The 16,248-nt window shown below is 72.7% G+C and carries 14 protein-coding genes; 9 read left to right on the top strand and 5 right to left on the bottom strand.

Translation table 11 applies throughout. The features are described from left to right. Positions 1-924 (bottom strand): LysR family transcriptional regulator, encoded by a 924-nt coding sequence (locus ACZ52R_RS26870; protein ID WP_465754308.1) that lies wholly within the window; start codon positions 922-924, stop codon positions 1-3. A gap of 96 nt (positions 925-1,020) precedes the next feature. On the opposite strand from ACZ52R_RS26870, the gene ACZ52R_RS26865 reads away from it, so the two are divergent. The 4 genes from ACZ52R_RS26865 to ACZ52R_RS26850 all read left to right on the top strand — a co-directional run bounded on the left by ACZ52R_RS26865 (position 1,021) and on the right by ACZ52R_RS26850 (position 5,129). After that, positions 1,021-1,725: a succinate dehydrogenase cytochrome b subunit gene (locus ACZ52R_RS26865; RefSeq protein WP_465754307.1), complete on the top strand. Its 705-nt coding sequence runs from the start codon at positions 1,021-1,023 to the stop codon at positions 1,723-1,725. 41 nt (positions 1,726-1,766) lie between these two features. Then, positions 1,767-3,725 (top strand): fumarate reductase/succinate dehydrogenase flavoprotein subunit, encoded by a 1,959-nt coding sequence (locus ACZ52R_RS26860; RefSeq protein ID WP_465619096.1) that lies wholly within the window; start codon positions 1,767-1,769, stop codon positions 3,723-3,725. Next, a complete protein-coding gene (locus tag ACZ52R_RS26855) occupies positions 3,722-4,459 on the top strand; it encodes a succinate dehydrogenase/fumarate reductase iron-sulfur subunit (RefSeq protein ID WP_360491526.1) in 738 nt (245 codons plus the stop codon). The genes ACZ52R_RS26860 and ACZ52R_RS26855 overlap by 4 nt, the downstream gene beginning before the upstream one ends. A gap of 364 nt (positions 4,460-4,823) precedes the next feature. After that, positions 4,824-5,129 (top strand): hypothetical protein, encoded by a 306-nt coding sequence (locus tag ACZ52R_RS26850; RefSeq protein WP_465663247.1) that lies wholly within the window; start codon positions 4,824-4,826, stop codon positions 5,127-5,129. Positions 5,130-5,222: 93 nt separating this feature from the next. Here the strand turns inward: ACZ52R_RS26850 and ACZ52R_RS26845 are convergent, their stop codons facing one another. Beyond that, positions 5,223-6,143 carry a LysR family transcriptional regulator gene (locus tag ACZ52R_RS26845; RefSeq protein WP_465619092.1) on the bottom strand — a complete coding sequence of 307 codons (921 nt, stop codon included), beginning with the start codon at positions 6,141-6,143 and terminating at the stop codon, positions 5,223-5,225. A 110-nt stretch (positions 6,144-6,253) separates the two neighbouring features. Between ACZ52R_RS26845 and ACZ52R_RS26840 the strand changes: the two genes are divergently transcribed. After that, positions 6,254-6,727, top strand: a complete 474-nt coding sequence (locus ACZ52R_RS26840) for a nuclear transport factor 2 family protein (protein WP_465754306.1) — start codon at positions 6,254-6,256, stop codon at positions 6,725-6,727. A gap of 42 nt (positions 6,728-6,769) precedes the next feature. Next, positions 6,770-7,966 carry an erythromycin esterase family protein gene (locus ACZ52R_RS26835; protein WP_465754305.1) on the top strand — a complete coding sequence of 399 codons (1,197 nt, stop codon included), beginning with the start codon at positions 6,770-6,772 and terminating at the stop codon, positions 7,964-7,966. Between the two features lie 196 nt (positions 7,967-8,162). On the opposite strand, the gene ACZ52R_RS26830 is transcribed toward ACZ52R_RS26835, so the two are convergent. The 3 genes from ACZ52R_RS26830 to ACZ52R_RS26820 form a co-directional block, all read right to left on the bottom strand. After that, a complete protein-coding gene (locus tag ACZ52R_RS26830) occupies positions 8,163-9,359 on the bottom strand; it encodes an FAD-dependent monooxygenase (RefSeq protein WP_465754304.1) in 1,197 nt (398 codons plus the stop codon). A gap of 171 nt (positions 9,360-9,530) precedes the next feature. Then, positions 9,531-10,715, bottom strand: a complete 1,185-nt coding sequence (locus ACZ52R_RS26825; protein ID WP_465754303.1) for an MFS transporter — start codon at positions 10,713-10,715, stop codon at positions 9,531-9,533. A gap of 441 nt (positions 10,716-11,156) precedes the next feature. Further along, on the bottom strand, positions 11,157-12,095 hold the full coding sequence (locus ACZ52R_RS26820) for a DUF2797 domain-containing protein (RefSeq protein ID WP_465663244.1): 939 nt from the start codon (positions 12,093-12,095) through the stop codon (positions 11,157-11,159). 134 nt (positions 12,096-12,229) lie between these two features. Between ACZ52R_RS26820 and ACZ52R_RS26815 the strand changes: the two genes are divergently transcribed. The 3 genes from ACZ52R_RS26815 to ACZ52R_RS26805 all read left to right on the top strand — a co-directional run bounded on the left by ACZ52R_RS26815 (position 12,230) and on the right by ACZ52R_RS26805 (position 16,213). Then, positions 12,230-12,859, top strand: coding sequence for a maleylpyruvate isomerase N-terminal domain-containing protein (locus ACZ52R_RS26815; RefSeq protein ID WP_465663284.1), 630 nt, complete (start codon positions 12,230-12,232; stop codon positions 12,857-12,859). A gap of 275 nt (positions 12,860-13,134) precedes the next feature. After that, on the top strand, positions 13,135-15,267 hold the full coding sequence (locus ACZ52R_RS26810; RefSeq protein ID WP_465663243.1) for a restriction endonuclease: 2,133 nt from the start codon (positions 13,135-13,137) through the stop codon (positions 15,265-15,267). A gap of 175 nt (positions 15,268-15,442) precedes the next feature. Continuing rightward, positions 15,443-16,213 carry an ABC transporter ATP-binding protein gene (locus ACZ52R_RS26805; protein ID WP_465619076.1) on the top strand — a complete coding sequence of 257 codons (771 nt, stop codon included), beginning with the start codon at positions 15,443-15,445 and terminating at the stop codon, positions 16,211-16,213. Positions 16,214-16,248: the final 35 nt, after the last annotated feature.

Raw genomic sequence — 16,248 nt, 5'->3', positions numbered from 1 at the left:
TCATGGCAGCAACAGCGTGGTGCCCGGGGGGAGTTCGCCGCTGCCGGCGGCGGTGTGCAGGTGGGCGAGGAGGGTGGCGCGCAGTGCGGTGGCGGCGCGGGTGGGGGGCACCTCGTGGCCGTGGGCGACGGCGATGGTGCGGCCCAGGCCCGGCCCGGCGAACGGGGTGACCGCCAGGCCGGAGCGGGCCGCGACCATGCCGGGGACGACGGCGGGCCCGAGCCCGGCGCGGACGAAGCCGAGCACCGCGTCCATCTCGCCGCCCTCCACCGCGAACTCCGGTTCGAAGCCGGCCGCCCGGCAGGCCGCCAGGGTCGTCTCCCGCAGGTCGTAGCCCTCCCGGAACATCACCAGCGGCCACCCCCGCAGCTCGGTCACCCGGACCTTGCGGCGGGGGCGCGGCTCGGCGGAGACCAGCACCAGCTCCTCGTGCAGCAGCTCGGTGACGGCCAGGGCGGGCGTCTGCTCCCCGCTGGTCGGGGTGATGATCAGCGCGAGGTCCAGCTCCCCCGCCGCCAGCGAGCGGACCAGGTCGCGCGAGCCGCCCTCGCGGACCACCAGCGCCACGCCCGGGTGGCGGTCCCGGAACACCCGCAGCACGTCCGGCACCAGACTGGTGCACAGGCTCGGCGGCGCGCCCAGCCGGACCCGGCCGCGGCGCAGCTGCACCGTCTCCTGGACGGCCAGCCGGGCGCTCTCGGTGTCCGCGAGGATGCGCCGGGCCAGTGGCAGCAGGGCGTCCCCGGCGTCGGTCAGTGCGATGTTGCCCCGGGTGCGGTGGAACAGCTCGGCACCCAACTCCCGTTCCAGCGCCCGGATCTGTTGCGAGAGGGACGGCTGTGCCACATGCGCGGCATCGGCCGCCCGGGTGAAGTGGCGGGTCTCGGCGACGGCCAGGAAGTAGCGGAGTTGTTGGAGCTGCACCCGGCCAGGATAGGCCGCGTCGATAGTCGGTGCCTATCGTCATGAGCCGCATCATGTCTTGGACGTACCCTCGCGGCCGTCCCTACCGTGGCAGCCATGACAACCGCGACTCGGACGGCCCGGCATCCGTCCACCCTGGCGACGCTCTGGCGGTCGACCGTCGGCAAGAAGGCGGTCATGGCCGTCACCGGACTGGTCATGCTGCTGTACCTGGTCGCGCACATGCTGGGCAACCTCAAGGTGTTCTTCGGCCCGGACGACATCAACGGCTACGCGGCCTGGCTGCGCACCATCGGCCGGCCGTTCCTGGGCCACGCGTGGTTCCTGTGGATCGCCCGGCTCGCCCTGCTGGCCTCCGTCGTGCTGCACGGCGTCTCCGCGTACCAGCTCAGCCGGCGCGACCTCGCCGCCCGGCCGAGCAAGTACGCGCACAAGCGCCGCCAGGCGAGCTACGCGACCCGGACCATGCGCTGGGGCGGGGTGATCCTGGCACTGTTCATCGTCTGGCACATCCTCGACCTGACCACGCTGACCGTGAACCCGGCCGCCGAGGAGGGCCACCCGTACCAGAACATCGTGGCCTCGTTCGGCACCTGGTACTCCTGCCTGATCTACGTCGTCGCGATGCTGGCCCTCGGCCTGCACATCCGGCACGGCTTCTGGAGCGCCGCGCAGACCCTCGGCGCCAACAACACCCGCCGGGACCGGGCCCTCAAGCTGACCGCCAACGGCCTGGCGCTCGTGCTGACCGCCGGCTTCCTGTCCGTCCCCGTGGCCGTGATGACCGGAGTGGTGAAGTGAACAGCCCTGAAGTGAGCAGCGGCGGAGTGAGCAGTGCTGACGTGAGCAGTGCTGACGTCAGCTACCTGGACTACACGCTCGGCGAGCCGGTCGCCGACACCAAGGCCCCCGCCGGGCCGATCGAACAGCGCTGGGACCAGCGGCGGTTCGACGCCAAGCTGGTCAACCCGGCGAACCGGCGCAAGCACACCGTGATCGTGGTCGGCACCGGCCTGGCCGGCGGCGCGGCCGGCGCGACCCTGGCCGAACAGGGCTACCACGTCGTCCAGTTCTGCTTCCAGGACTCCCCCCGGCGCGCCCACTCGATCGCCGCCCAGGGCGGCATCAACGCGGCCAAGAACTACCGCAACGACGGCGACTCGGTCCGCCGGCTGTTCTACGACACCGTCAAGGGCGGCGACTTCCGCGCCCGCGAGTCCAATGTGCACCGGCTCGCCCAGGTGTCGGTGGAGATCATCGACCAGTGCGTGGCCCAGGGCGTGCCCTTCGCCCGCGAGTACGGCGGCCTGCTGGACACCCGCTCCTTCGGCGGCGTCCAGGTCTCCCGCACCTTCTACGCCCGCGGCCAGACCGGCCAGCAGCTGCTGCTCGGCGCCTACCAGGCGCTCTCCCGGCAGATCGCCGCCGGGAACGTGGAGCTCCACCCGCGCACCGAGATGCTGGACCTGCTGGTCGTCGACGGCCGGGCCCGCGGCATCGTCGCCCGCGACCTGGTCACCGGCGAGATCCGCTCCCACACCGCGGACGCCGTCGTCCTCGCCAGCGGCGGCTACGGCAACGTCTTCTACCTCTCGACCAATGCCAAGAACTCCAACGCCACCGCGATCTGGCGGGCGCACCGGCGCGGCGCCTACTTCGCCAATCCGTGCTTCACCCAGATCCACCCCACCTGCATTCCGCGCTCCGGCGACCACCAGTCCAAGCTGACCCTGATGAGCGAGTCGCTGCGCAACGACGGCCGGATCTGGGTGCCCAAGGCCCAGGGCGACACCCGGCCGCCGGCCGAGATCCCGGAGGAGGAGCGGGACTACTACCTGGAGCGGATCTACCCGTCCTTCGGCAACCTGGTGCCGCGCGACATCGCCTCCCGGGCCGCCAAGAACGTCTGCGACGAGGGCCGCGGCGTCGGCCCCGGCGGCCAGGGCGTCTACCTGGACTTCGCGGACGCGATCCGCCGGATGGGCCGGGACGCCGTCGAGGCCAGGTACGGAAACCTCTTCGAGATGTACGAGCGGATCACCGCCGAGGACCCGTACCGGGTGCCGATGCGGATCTACCCGGCGATCCACTACACGATGGGCGGCCTCTGGGTCGACTACGACCTGCAGACCACCGTCCCGGGCCTGTTCGCGATCGGCGAGGCCAACTTCTCCGACCACGGCGCCAACCGGCTCGGCGCCAGCGCCCTGATGCAGGGCCTCGCCGACGGCTACTTCGTGCTGCCGCCCACCCTCAACGACTACCTGGCCCGCCACCCGCTGCCCGCCGTACCCGCCGACCACCCGGTGCTCACCGAGACCGAGGCCGAGGTCGAGGACCGCCTCCACCTGATCCTCGCCGTCGACGGCGACCGCACCCCGGACTCCTTCCACCGCGAACTCGGCGAACTGCTCTGGGACGAGTGCGGCATGGCCCGCGACGCGGCCGGGCTGAAGCGGGCGCTGGAGCGGATCCCGCGGCTGCGCGAGGAGTTCTGGCGCCGGATCAAGGTGCCCGGCACCGGGCAGGAGCTCAACCAGTCGCTGGAGAAGGCCAACCGGCTCGTCGACTACTTCGAGCTGGCCGAGCTGATGTGCCTGGACGCCCTGCACCGCGCCGAGTCCTGCGGCGGCCACTTCCGCACCGAGAGCCAGACCCCCGACGGCGAGGCCGCCCGGCGCGACGAGGAGTTCACCTACGCCGCCGCCTGGGAGTTCACCGGCACCGGCGCGGCGCCCGTCCTCCACCGCGAGGCCCTCGAGTTCGACCACGTCCACCCCACCCAGCGGAGCTACGCATGAACCTCACCCTGCGCATCTGGCGCCAGGCGGGCCCGGACGCACCTGGGTCGATGACCACCTACCGGGTCAGCGGGATCAGCCCGGACATGTCCTTCCTGGAGATGCTCGACACCCTCAACGAGGAGCTGATCACCCGCGGCGACCAGCCGGTCGCCTTCGACCACGACTGCCGCGAGGGCATCTGCGGCGCCTGCGGCATGGTCATCAACGGCCAGGCGCACGGCCCCGAGCGGACCACCACCTGCCAGCTGCACATGCGGCACTTCCAGGACGGCGACACCATCGACGTCGAGCCCTGGCGGGCGGCGGCCTTCCCGGTCGTCAAGGACCTGGTCGTGGACCGCTCGGCCTTCGACCGGATCATCGGCTCCGGCGGCTACATCACCGCCCCCACCGGCAGCGCGCCCGAGGCGCACGCCACGCCCGTCCCCAAGGACGCCGCCGACACCGCCTTCGAGCACGCCGAGTGCATCGGCTGCGGCGCCTGCGTGGCGGCCTGCCCGAACGGCTCGGCGATGCTCTTCACCTCCGCCAAGGTCGTCCACCTCAACGTCCTCCCGCAGGGCGCGCCGGAACGGGCGTCCCGGGTGCGGAACATGGTCGCGGCCATGGACGCCGAGGGCTTCGGCGGCTGCACCAACACCGGCGAGTGCGCCACCGCCTGCCCCAAGGGCATCCCGCTGCCCAGCATCGCGGCGATGAACCGGGAGTTCCTGCGGGCCGCCCGCGGCTGACACGCCCCCGGCACTCCCCCACATGCGGTCGGGCCCACCGACCGTCGGCCCCTCGCGCTGGTGCTCGCGCGAGGGGCCGGCCCCGTCCCGGCAGGGCGTGCGGCGCCAGTTCGCGCTCCCCGTACGGGTGGTGGATCGTCCCGAGCGGTGCTCCCGGGCGGAAAATCGCGCTACGGTGGTGCTCCGCCAGGGAGGGACGGCATATGCCCGAGGTTCAGTCCTGTTCCGGCTGCGGCGGGTCCGGGGGGACCCAGAAGACCGAGGCAACGGTCGAACTGGACGAGGAAGGAAGCATGGTGCCCAGGGTCCACGAGTTCTGGTCGCCCTGTGGTCGGTGCCACGGATCCGGGACGGTGATCGTCGGATGAGGTTGGTCTTCGAGTGCGTCGAGTGCGGTGGGCACTACCTGCCGCCCGAGAGCATGGTGTACCCGGACGGGCCGGCCTCGCCCGTCTGGTGCGCCCACTGCCAGCGCGCCCAGCACGAGGCCGGTGTCCGGGAGGACCCGCTGCTCGCCCGCGTCGCCCTGGCCGCCGCCCGGGCCGCGCTCGCCCGGCGGGCCGCCGAGGCCGCCGACCCGGGCACGCGCCACGACGTCCGCCCGTCCCGGCCCCCGCTGTCCCGCCGGGCCCGCTCGGGACCGGGCGGGGTGCGCAGCAAGCTCCAGTAACGGACCGGCCTCCGGGGCTCGGAGACAGCCTGCGGGAAGGAGTTCGCCTGGCCTGCGGCGACCGGGCCGGGAAGGCGTATGGCCGTCGGCGCGTCAGCGGCCGGGGTCCGCGCCCGTCCGAGCGGCTGCCTCCTGGGCGGTCCGGTTGAAGGCGTGGATGCGAGCGGTCGTGTCGATCGTGTTCGAGTCGAGCCAGGTGGGTACCCACTCCAGGGGTGGCGCATCGCTGAGGGGAACGTAGACGATGTCGGAACGGGCGTAGTAGAGGGCTGCCTGGGCGCCCACCACGAAGGCGCCGTGGCCGGCGCCGATCAGGGCCAGGGCCTCCTGGAACGTCTCGAAGTCCGGGCCGGTCTCGACGGGTTGGCCGCCCGGGGTCCGCAGGGGCGTGCGCGCCGTGCGCCAGTAGTCGGGGACGCTCTTGGCCACCTGGAGGAGCCTGACGTGTACGAGGTCCTCCATCGAGACGGTGGCACGGCGGGCCAGCGGGTGGCCGGAGGGGACGGCCAGCATCCGGGATTCGGAGAACAGGACCGGACCGTTGGTCATCCCGGGCTCCTGGTGGGGCAGGGAGACGATGAGCAGGTCCACGTCCCCGTCGCGCAGCCGGGGGAACCCGTCGACGATCTGTAGCTCTCTGGGTACTGCCCGGGCGCCGGGGTGGCGCTGGGCGTACAGTTCCGCGGCCTGGACCATGAGTTGTCCCGCGGCGGCACCGACGAAACCGACCCTCAGCACGCTCTGAATGCCTTGCGCGGCGTTGATCGCCTTCACCACCCCGGCCGTGATCTGCTGGTAGGCCGGAAGGAGATCGTCGTGGAGTTGCTGTCCGGCCGGGGTGAGGCGGACATAGCGGCTGGTGCGTTCGAACAGCGGCGTGCCGATCTGACGCTCCAGCTTCTTGATGCTCTGGCTGATCCGGCCGGTGGTCAGATGCAGGCGTTCGGCGGTGCGCCCGAAGTGCAGTTCCTGAGCCAGCGCCAGGAAAGCTTCCAGTTCCACCCGTTCCAGCACCGCTTCTCCTCGGTTGTTGAACCAGCCTAAACAAACGTTCCAGTATGACGCCTTGTCGGCGGCTCCGTCACCTTGCAGGGTTGGTACGAATCACGTTTCAAGGGAGCCGCATGAACACCGAGAAGCTGCACGCCGAGATCCGCGCCCTGACCGACCGCGCCGAGATCACCGACCTCTTCGACCGCTACCTCCGGTCGCTCGACGACCGACACTTCGACGAGGCATGGGCCGAGTCCTTCTTCACCGAGCAGGCCAGCACCGAGACCCCGGCCGGGTACGTCCGGGGGCGGGACGCCATCCTGGGCAACGTCCGTACCGCCCTCGATCTCTTCGACCGCACCGTGCACTTCGGTTCCAACTACGTCATCGAGGTGGCCGACGACCGGGCCACCCTGCGCGGAAACCAGCTCAGCACCCACGTACTCGCCGCCGGCCAGAGCCTCTTCCTGTCCGGCGGACGCACCGTCAACGAGCTGGTCCGTACGGCCGACGGCTGGCGGCTCACGCGAGCCGACCTGCACATCACCTGGACCCAGGGCAACCCGCCGGTCCTGCCGCCCGAGCTCATCCAGGGCCGTTCCTGACCACCTTGACGTCAAGTCAACTTCGTGTTTGAGGCTCTACGCATGCCAAACGAAACCGCCTCCCGCCGTCTCCCCGTCCCCGTCGCTCCGCACCCCGCCGCCGACGCCGACGCCCTCCCGCTGTCCGGTGCCGTGCTCGACGGGATCGCCGGGCGGCTCGCCGCCGCCACGGTGGTCGGCATCGGAGAGTCCACCCGCTTCTCCCGCGAGACCTTCGGGGTGCGGGACCAGCTGTTCCGCCGGCTGGTCCGGCACCACGGCTTCCGCGCGCTGGCCGTCCAGGACAACGTGGGTGCCGCCGCCGCCCTCGACGGGTACGTGCTCGGTGGGGAGGGCACGGCCGCGGCCGCGCTGGCCGGCGCCTGGAAGCCGTGGCGCACCGCCGAGATGGTCACCGCCCTGGAGTGGATCCGGGCGTTCAACCGGGACCACGCGGACGATCCGGTCCGGATCTTCGGCGTCAAGCCGGTCCAGGCTGCGCCCGCCGACTACGACGCCGTCCTGGCACATGTGCGCGCGTCGGCGCCGGAGAGGCTCGCCCGGGTGGCGGCCCACCTGGACCCCATCCGCACCGCCCACGAGACCGAGGAGCACGTGCAGCGCGCGCGGGGAGTCCACCCGGGCCGGCCGTTCACCGAACACGCCCGCGACGCACTCGCGTTGGTCGAACCCCTCCCCGGTGCCGACGACGCGGTCGCGAGGATGCGGCTGATCGTGTCCTTCCACGAGCACAGCGTGGCCGGGCGTGGCAGCTACGCGGGCGAGGCCGAGGCGTGGTCCGAGGTCGTCGCCGACTCCCTGGGCCGGACCGGTCTGCGCACCGTCTACTGGGACGGCATCGCGCACACGTCGGCGACCGGGACGGTGCTCGGTCTGGCACCCGACCGTGGTCCGCAGGCCACCGTCGGCAGCCTGCTGCGCAAGCGCTACGGCGCGCAGTACGTCTCCGTGGCGATCGGCTTCCATCACGGCGACCTCGGCGTGGCCGTCGTCCCGGACCCGGCCGCGGACCTGGTCGACGCGAAGCTCGGCGAGACGGACCTGCCCGCCCGCTGGTTGGATCTGCGTCACGAGGACGTACGCCGCCAGTGGGACGGACCGGCGAAAGCCCGGGTCATCAGCGGCGTCTACACCCCGGACAACGACGCCGCCGAATACCTGGCCGTCGCCTCGCTGGCCGAAGCCTTCGACGTCATCATCCACATCCGCCGGGTCTCCCCGGTACGACGCCTGCCCTGACCACCCCCGGGTTCGATGAACCCGGCCTCGGCGACGTCCTGTTCCGGATCGCGCCGGCGGGCTCGCCCGCCGGCGCGATCGTCCCGACCGTTCCGGTCGACGGACGGATGATCGGTCGCGGGCGCGGCCACGCGGCGGTTCACGCCCACCACCGGCACTGAACGCGACGCGCGGTGCAGCGCGGGTCGGAGTCGTATCAGTAGGTCTTGAGCTCGATGGCGTTGGCCGCCCGCTGGATCGGTTCCAGGACCTTGGCCATCATGCGGTCCTTGCCCGGCAGGTGCTGGAGGAGCGAGAGCATGGCCATCGAGAACCGGACCTGACCCCGGGTCCGCATGACCATGTGCTTGATGTTGGCCGGGCCGAGCTTCTGGTTGGCCTCGGCGAAGCCGCGCATCTGGTGTTCGTACGAGGTGAAGCCCCCGATGTCGCCCTTGGCGTCGGCCAGTTCACCCGCCAGGACGTAGGCCCCCACCAGGGCAAGGCTCGTCCCCTGCCCGGAGGCAGGGGAGGCGCAGTAGGCCGCGTCCCCGACCAGTGCCACCCGGCCGTTGGACCAGCTGTCCATACGGACCTGGGTGAGCGAGTCGAAGTAGAAGTCGGGCGTCGTGGGCAGTGCGTCGAGGAACCGGGGGACCTCCCAGCCCTCGTCGGCGTACGCCTCGCGAAGGAGCCCCTTCTGGCCGTCGGTGTCGCGGCGGTCGTATGTCAGGGTGTCCGCGGCCCAGAGGAACATCGCCTTGGCGCCGGCGTCCCGGGCGGTGGTGTACGTCAGTGCCGTGCGCCCGGGACCGACATAGGTGAGCTCCCAGCGGTCCAGGTCGAGATGGTTGGGCACACTGAAGATGGCGACCCCGTACCCCATGTCCTGGAGGAACTGCTCCTCCGGGCCGAAGGCGAGGGCTCGGGTGGCGGAGTGCAGGCCGTCCGCGCCGACGACGAGGTCGAAGGTGCGGGTCTCTCCACTCTCGAAGGTCACCTCGACACCCTCGGTGCCGTCCACCAGGCGGGCGATGGAGTCGTCGAAGCGGTACTCGACGTCGTCCTTGGTCAGGTCGTGCAGGATGCGGGTGAGGTCCCCGCGCATGATCTCGGCATCGCCGCTCACCCGGCCGCCGTGGCTGTCGGCGTCCATGCTCTTGACCCGCTTGCCCTTGGCATTGACGATCGAGGCCCCCAGCACGTCGGTCCTGTTGCGCCGGACCTCCTCCAGGATCCCCATCCTCTCGACCACGTCCAGGGCGGCCCCACGAATGTCGATCTTGTACCCGCCGGGGCGGATCCCGGGCGCACGCTCGACCACGGTCGGGGTGAAGCCGTGATCGCGAAGCCAGTAGGCGAGCGTGGTCCCGGCGACACCGGCTCCCGAAATCAGGACGTTCTGGCTCTCCATCGCGTTGCCCCCGTTGATCTTGAGATGTGGCGGGCTTCACTGTAGAGAAGATCACGCGGCCCGTACAGGAATCCGCCACTCCCGGTCGAAGCCGCCATCGGCCGGACGACGCCGCAGGCCCTTCCGGTCCTGCCGTGATGGAGGCCTTCCGGGTCCGCGGTGTCCGTGTGGTCAGCTCTTTCGTGTGGTCCAGAGCGCCGTGGCGGTGAGGGCGGTGAGAGCCGCCCCGGTCGCCAGGACACCGCTGATGGCCGTCTGGTTGGCGACGGCCCCGCCGAACAGCGCGCCGAGCGCGATGGCCAGGTTGAACACGGAGGTGTTCAGGGCGGTGGCCGCCTCGGTCGAGTCGGGCGCCGCCTTGAGGATCCACGTCTGGACACTGACCGGAACTCCGCCGAAGACCAGGCCCCAGCCGATCAGCAGGACCACGCCGCCGCCGGGGGTGCGGCCGGCGAGGGGGAAGGCCGCCAGGATCAGGGTCAGCAGGGCGCCGATGGTGATGACGGTCGCCCGGACGTTGCGCCCCGCGGCCGCGCCGGCCAGGAAGTTGCCGACGATACCCGCGGCGCCGAAGCCGAGCAGGAGGGGTGCGACCATCGCCTCGTCGATGCCGGACACCTGCTGCAGGATCGGGCTGACGAAGGTGAAGGCGGCGAAGTGGCCGCTCACCAGAACGAACGTGGCGATGACACCCGCGCGCACGACGGGGTTGCGGAACTGCTCCGGCAACGTGCGCAGCCGAACGGCCTGCTCGGCGGGCATCGGGGGCAACAGCAGGAACAGGGCGCCCAGGACGAGCATGCCGAGCCCTCCCACGGCCACGAACGCCACCCGCCAGTCGGCGAGCCCGCCGATCAGTGTCCCGGCGGGCACCCCGAGGACGTTGGCGGCCGTCGCTCCGCCGAACACCACGGAGACGGCCCGGTGGACCGACCGCTCCGGAACCAGGCGTACCGCGATGCCCGTGGCCAGCGCCCAGAAGCCGCCGATGCTGACGCCGACGAGGAAACGCGAGGCCAGCAGGACAGCGAAGTCGGGGGCCAGCGCCGACAGTCCGTTGGCCGCCACCATGAAGCCGATCAGCCAGAGCAGGACGATCCGCCGGTCCAGGCGCCCGATCGCCACCGGGAGCAGCGGTGCGGTGGCGGAGGCGACCAGGCCGGGGACCGTCACCATCAGACCCGCCGTCCCCGGGGAGACATCGAGTGCCCCGCCGATGAAGGGGAGCAGTCCCACGGGTAGCGACTCGACGGTCACCAGCACGAACGTGCCGACCGCGACGGACACGACGGCGAGCCACCGCCTGAGCGGGACGGGCTCGGCGGTGACGGGCGGTGCGGATGCGGCGATTGTCATGGTTGTACTCCCCCTGGACAGGACTCGGTCTGCGGGCAGGGTCTCGGGATCGATGACCCTGGTGTTCTGGGCGGCGGCGCTGCGCCAGCGGCCGTCGTCCTCGGCCGGCACGTACGGCGGGGCGCCCGGGACGGCCTCGGAGCGCAGGTTGCCACCGGCTCGGCAGCCGAAGGGAACGACCGGACGAGCGGGACCTGCGTGCATGACCACCCTGCTGTCCAGGAGCAACATCAACAAGGCAGGATGGCGGAACGCTTGTTTAGGCAGGCTCAACGGGCGCGTCGGATCGGCCTTCCCGCGAAGGGAAGACGGACCTGGCCCTGGTCAGCCTGGGGCCCGGGGCGTGGTTCGGGCGGGAAGGCCGATCGGTCCGATGAACCCGGCGTCGACCTGGACGCGTTTCCCTACGCAACCAGGCTGGTCAGGAGCGGTCCGCCCGACTCAGAACAGCGCCTCCTGGGTGTCCGGCTCCGGCGGGCGGACCCGCTCCCGCAGGGCCAGGCCCTCGGACGGGCGGCCGGAGACGGGCGTGAGCGTCCAGCCGGTGAGGCGGCGGGTGTCCAGCAGCAGCGGGCCGGAGCCGTCCGCCTGGTCGAGGAACAGGTGTTTGCCGATCGGCGGCCGGAGCCGGCCCGTGACCACCGCGCCGTCGGCCAGTCCGGCGATCTCCCGGTAGGCCTCCGGGGCGCCGCCCGCCAGGCCGTAGCGCTCCACGTGGTCCACCACCGGAGGGTCGGCGAGCAGCTCCACGGCGTGGCCGTCCAGCAGCCGGTGCGCCTGGGCGCGGGCCTCGGTGAGCACCGTACGGCGGTGCGCGGCGTCGCCGTGCGACCACCAGTGGTCGGCCTTCAGCCGGGACTTGTACCGCTCGCGGGCCAGGCCCGAGGCGGCGACGGTGAGTTCGGCGCGGCGCACCGCGGGCAGGCCGCCGCGGGCGGTGAACGCGTAGGCCAGCGCGCCCTGTTCGAGCAGCCGGCTGTCGCCGCGCTGCTCGGCGGTCAGGCCGACCTTCAGCAGGCCCTCGCCGAACCAGGCGAGGTAGAGCAGGTAGGTGCGGCCGTCGTCGAGGATCTGGTCCCGCGCCAGGGCGAGGCCGCGGTCCACGCTCTGGCAGGCCGGGCACTGCGTCGCGCCGCCGTCCGGATCGATCACCGAGTGGTGCGGGCAGGGCGTGCGCTCCGTCGCCCCGACCAGCCAGGCCCCGGTGCAGCGCCGCGGGCCGCCGAGCAGCCAGCCGACCTCCGTACCCGGCGCCACCGCACGCTCGTGCACCTGGGCGCCGCGCACGGCGCCGAGCACGGCGTGGCCGTCCTTCCAGCTCAGGCCGGTGGAGACCCAGCCCCCGGGGCGCTCCGGGTGCTGCGGTGCGGGGATCGTCACGGGCGTCCCTCCCTGTTGGTGCTCGACCAGGTGAGGCTACCTGCCGCCACCGACAACGGTGATTCAGCTCCCCGCCCGCCCGGGGATGTGAATCCGTGGCCGACGGCCCGAGGCGCTGCTAGCGTCGGGGCGTGATCGAATCCCCCACTCCGGACGACCTCGCCCTCGCCCTCCGGCTCGCCGTCGACGCCCTGCGCGGCGCGCCGGCCGACGCCGACTGGTCGCGCCCGGCCGGCACGCTCGGCTGGAGCTGCTGGGAGACCGTCGAGCACCTCGCCGACGACCTCCTCGCGTACGCCGCGCAGCTCGGCCCGGCGCGGCCGCCGCGCGACCGGTACGTCCCCTTCGTGGCGACCCGCCGCGCGCCGGGCGGCCCGAACAACTTCGTCCGCGCCGAACCGGACAGCGGGGTGGACGGACTGCTCGAAGTCCTGGAGGCCAGTGGCGGGTTGATGGTCGCCGTCGCCCGCGCCGCCCCGCCGCAGGCCCGCGCCCACCACCCGTGGGGGCTCGCCGATCCGACCGGCTTCGTGGCCATGAGCCTGGTCGAGACCCTGGTCCACCTCCACGACGTCGCCCAGGGCCTCGGACTCCCCTGGACCCCGCCCGCCGACCTCTGCGAACGCACCCTCGCCCGGCTCTTCCCCGACGTCTCGATCACCGACGCCCCCTGGCCCGCCCTCCTCTGGGCCACCGGCCGCACCTCCTTCCCGGGCCGCCCGCAGCGCACCGAGTGGCGCTGGTACGCCGCCCCGGCGGAGTGAGGCGGCCCGGCGCACCGGCAGGACCGCCGGGCTCACGCCCGACGGCGGCGGGGCGGCGGGGCGGGGGCCGATGAGGCGTCAGGGCCCGGCGCGCACGGGGCCGGGCGTCGGCGGGGAGCCTCGCAGGTCGCGGGGGCTTGGCCGGGTGGGGTGTCCACGTTCTATTGTGGCGGGCGCGGTCGGCGGCGTGGCCGGGAGGCGACGTCACGCGGCCGGGCCCGAGGGTCGGTGCGAGGCGAATGGGGTGGACGGTGTCGGGGCGGCGGAGCAGCGGTGTGCTGGCGATCTGGGCGGAGGCGCAGCGGCAGCAGCAGCGCCGGGAGGAGGCCCGGTGGCGCGCCGAGGCGGCGGAGGAGCGTCGGCGGGAGCGGGAGCAGCGCGAGGCGCAGCGGGCGGCCGCCCGGGACGAGCGGGAGGCGCAGCGCGCGTACCAGCAGTCGCGGGAGGCGGAGGTCGCCCGGCGGACGGCCGAACTGGACGCCCGGGTCGAGGAGTTGAAGGGGTTGCTGGCTTCCGGGCTGGCCGCGCCGGCGTTCGGTCCGCAGGCGCTGCTGGCGCCGAGCGCGGTGCCGCCGTTCGATCCGGGGCCGCTGGGTGAGCCGGTGGAGCTGCCGGACCAGGCGTCCGCCGCCTATTTCGTGCCGCCGCCGGATCCGGTGCAGGCGCGCAATCCGGGGGTGCGGCGCCAGTACGAGCAGTACCTCGCCCAGGCCCGGGCCCGGTTCGAGCAGGACTGGTACGCGGCGCAGGCGCGGGAGGCGGACCGGCAGCGCCGGCTGAGGGCGTTCCACGGGGAGTACCTGGCCTGGGCGGAGCAGTTCCGCCGCCAGGAGGAGGAGCGGGGCGCGCGGACCGAGGAGTTGCTGCGGCGGCTGCGGGCGGGTGAGCCGGAGGCGGTGCAGGAGTACTTCACGGCGGGCCTGTACGCCTCGGCGGCCTGGCCGGAGGGCTTCCCGCACCGGCTGGTGGCGGCCTTCGACGGGGCGGGCCGGCAGCTGGTGGTGAACTGGGAGCTGCCGGGCTCGGACGTGGTGCCGGCGGCCGCCCGGGTGCGGTACGTGAAGTCGGACGACCGCGAGGCCGAGGTGGCCCGCCCGGCGACGGAGCGCAAGGCGCTGTACCGGCAGGTCCTGGCGCAGTCGGCGCTGCGGGTGGTGGCGGAGGTGTTCCGGGCGGACCGGGACGGGCTGCTGGACTCGGTGGTGCTGAACGGTTTCGTCCTCGGCATCGACCCGGCGACCGGCCGGGAGGCCGAGCGTTTCGTGTCGACGCTGACCGCGACCCGGGCCGGGTTCGCCGGGCTGGCACTGGACCGGGTGGACGCGGTGGAGTGCTTCCAGGCTCTGGGCGGCCGACTGTCGGCGCGCCCGGAGCGGCTGGACGAGGTGCGGCCGGACCGGCGGCCGGAGACGGTCGGCGGGATCCTGGCCGGGCACGGCGGCGAGGACGAGCCGGACCTGTTCGCGATGGATCCGCTGGACTTCGAGGACCTGATCGCCGAGCTGTTCCGGCTGCGCGGTTTCCGGGTGATGACCACGGCCCGCAGCGGCGACGTCGGGGTGGACGTGGTCGCCGAGGACCTGGACCCGGTGACCGGCGGCAAGATCGTGATCCAGGCGAAGCGCTACAAGAAGACCGTCCCGCCGACGGCCGTGCGCGACCTGGAGTCCACGGTCCGCCACCACGGCGCGATCAAGGGCATCCTGGTCACCACGGCGGGCTTCGGCCGCGGCTCGTACAGCTACATCGAGGGCAAGCCGCTGACCCTGGTGAGCGGCCCGGAGCTGGTCGAGCTGCTGGCCGAGCAGGGCCTGCGCGGCCGGCTCGGCGGGGGCACCTCGGCCGCCGCGGGCGCTGCGGGCGTCAAGCCGGCGGAGGCCGAGCCGGCCGGGCGGGAGAGCGCGCTCACGGTGAGCTGGCAGAGCCGGACGGCCGCCGGGGACGCGGTGGAGCTGGACGTCACCGTCTTCCTGTGTGCCGGCGGCCGGGTGCTGAGCGACGAGCACTTCGTGTTCTTCAACAGTCCGCAGGATCCGGACGGCGCCGTCCGTCTGCACCCCACCCGTTCGGTGCCGGGCGAGCCGACCCGGGCGGCCCGGCTGACCCTGGACCTGCACCGGCTGCCGGCCGCGGTCGACGAGGTGGTGGTCGCCGTCTCCACCGAGGAGGAGGAGCCCCCGGCCCTGCCGCTCGGGTACGTGCACGGGCTGGCCGTCGCCGCCGCGTACGGGCCGGGCGCCGCCGGTCCGGCCGACTGGGCGGGCACCACCGGTGGGGTGCCGGACAGCGCGATGCTGCTGGGCGCCTTCCGACGGGCGGGCGGCGGCTGGGAGTTCAACCCGTCGGGCCGGTCGGTGACGAACGGTCTGGCCGGGTTGGCGACGGCCTTCGGCGTGGCGGTCGAATAGGGGAAGGTGGCACCCCTCAGGGATCACGTCATACCTGAGGAGGAGAGTTCCCCCGCCACCCCGCCGGGTCGGCGGGGGCCGACCGTCCCGTCGGCATACACATCGCAGAAGAACACCTTGGGAGGATGGATACGAGTCAGATTTTCCGCTTTTCCGTCCCCAGGAGTGAGTCCACGTGACGTTCCCCGCAACCGCCGTCCGTACCGGCCTGGCGGCCGCCCGCGCCACCGGCCTGAACAAGGTCTACGGGGAGGGGGAGACCCGCGTCGTCGCCCTCGACGACGTCAGCGTGACCTTCCCCCAGGGCGAGTTCACCGCCATCATGGGCCCCTCCGGCTCCGGCAAGTCCACCCTCATGCACTGCATGGCAGGCCTCGACACCGTCAGCTCCGGCTCCTCCACCATCGGCGACACCGAACTCGTGGGCCTCAAGGACAAGCAGCTCACCCAGCTGCGCCGCGACCACATCGGCTTCATCTTCCAGGCCTTCAACCTCCTCCCGACGCTGACCGCCCTGGAGAACATCACCCTCCCCATGGACATCGCCGGCCGCAAGGTCGACAAGCCCTGGCTCGACCGCGTCGTCGACACCGTCGGCCTCTCCGGCCGCCTCAGCCACCGCCCCTCCCAGCTCTCCGGCGGCCAGCAGCAACGCGTCGCCTGCGCCCGCGCCCTCGCCGGCAAGCCCGACATCATCTTCGCCGACGAACCCACCGGCAACCTCGACTCCCGCTCCGGCGCCGAGATCCTCACCTTCCTGCGCAACTCCGTCCGCGAACTCGGCCAGACCGTCGTCATGGTCACCCACGACCCCGTCGCCGCCTCCTACGCCGACCGCGTCGTCTTCCTCGCCGACGGCCGCATCGTCGACGAACTCCACACCCCCACCGCCGACACCGTCCTGGACCGCATGCGCCGCTTCGACGCCAAGGGCCGCACCAGCTAGGGGCCACACCAGCTGACACCGCGACAACCCGAAGC

It is taken from the genome of Kitasatospora sp. NPDC034023 (assembly GCF_055575795.1).
The sequence above is the reverse complement of the archived record's forward strand: the minus strand, read 5'-3'. Positions and strand labels throughout refer to the sequence as shown.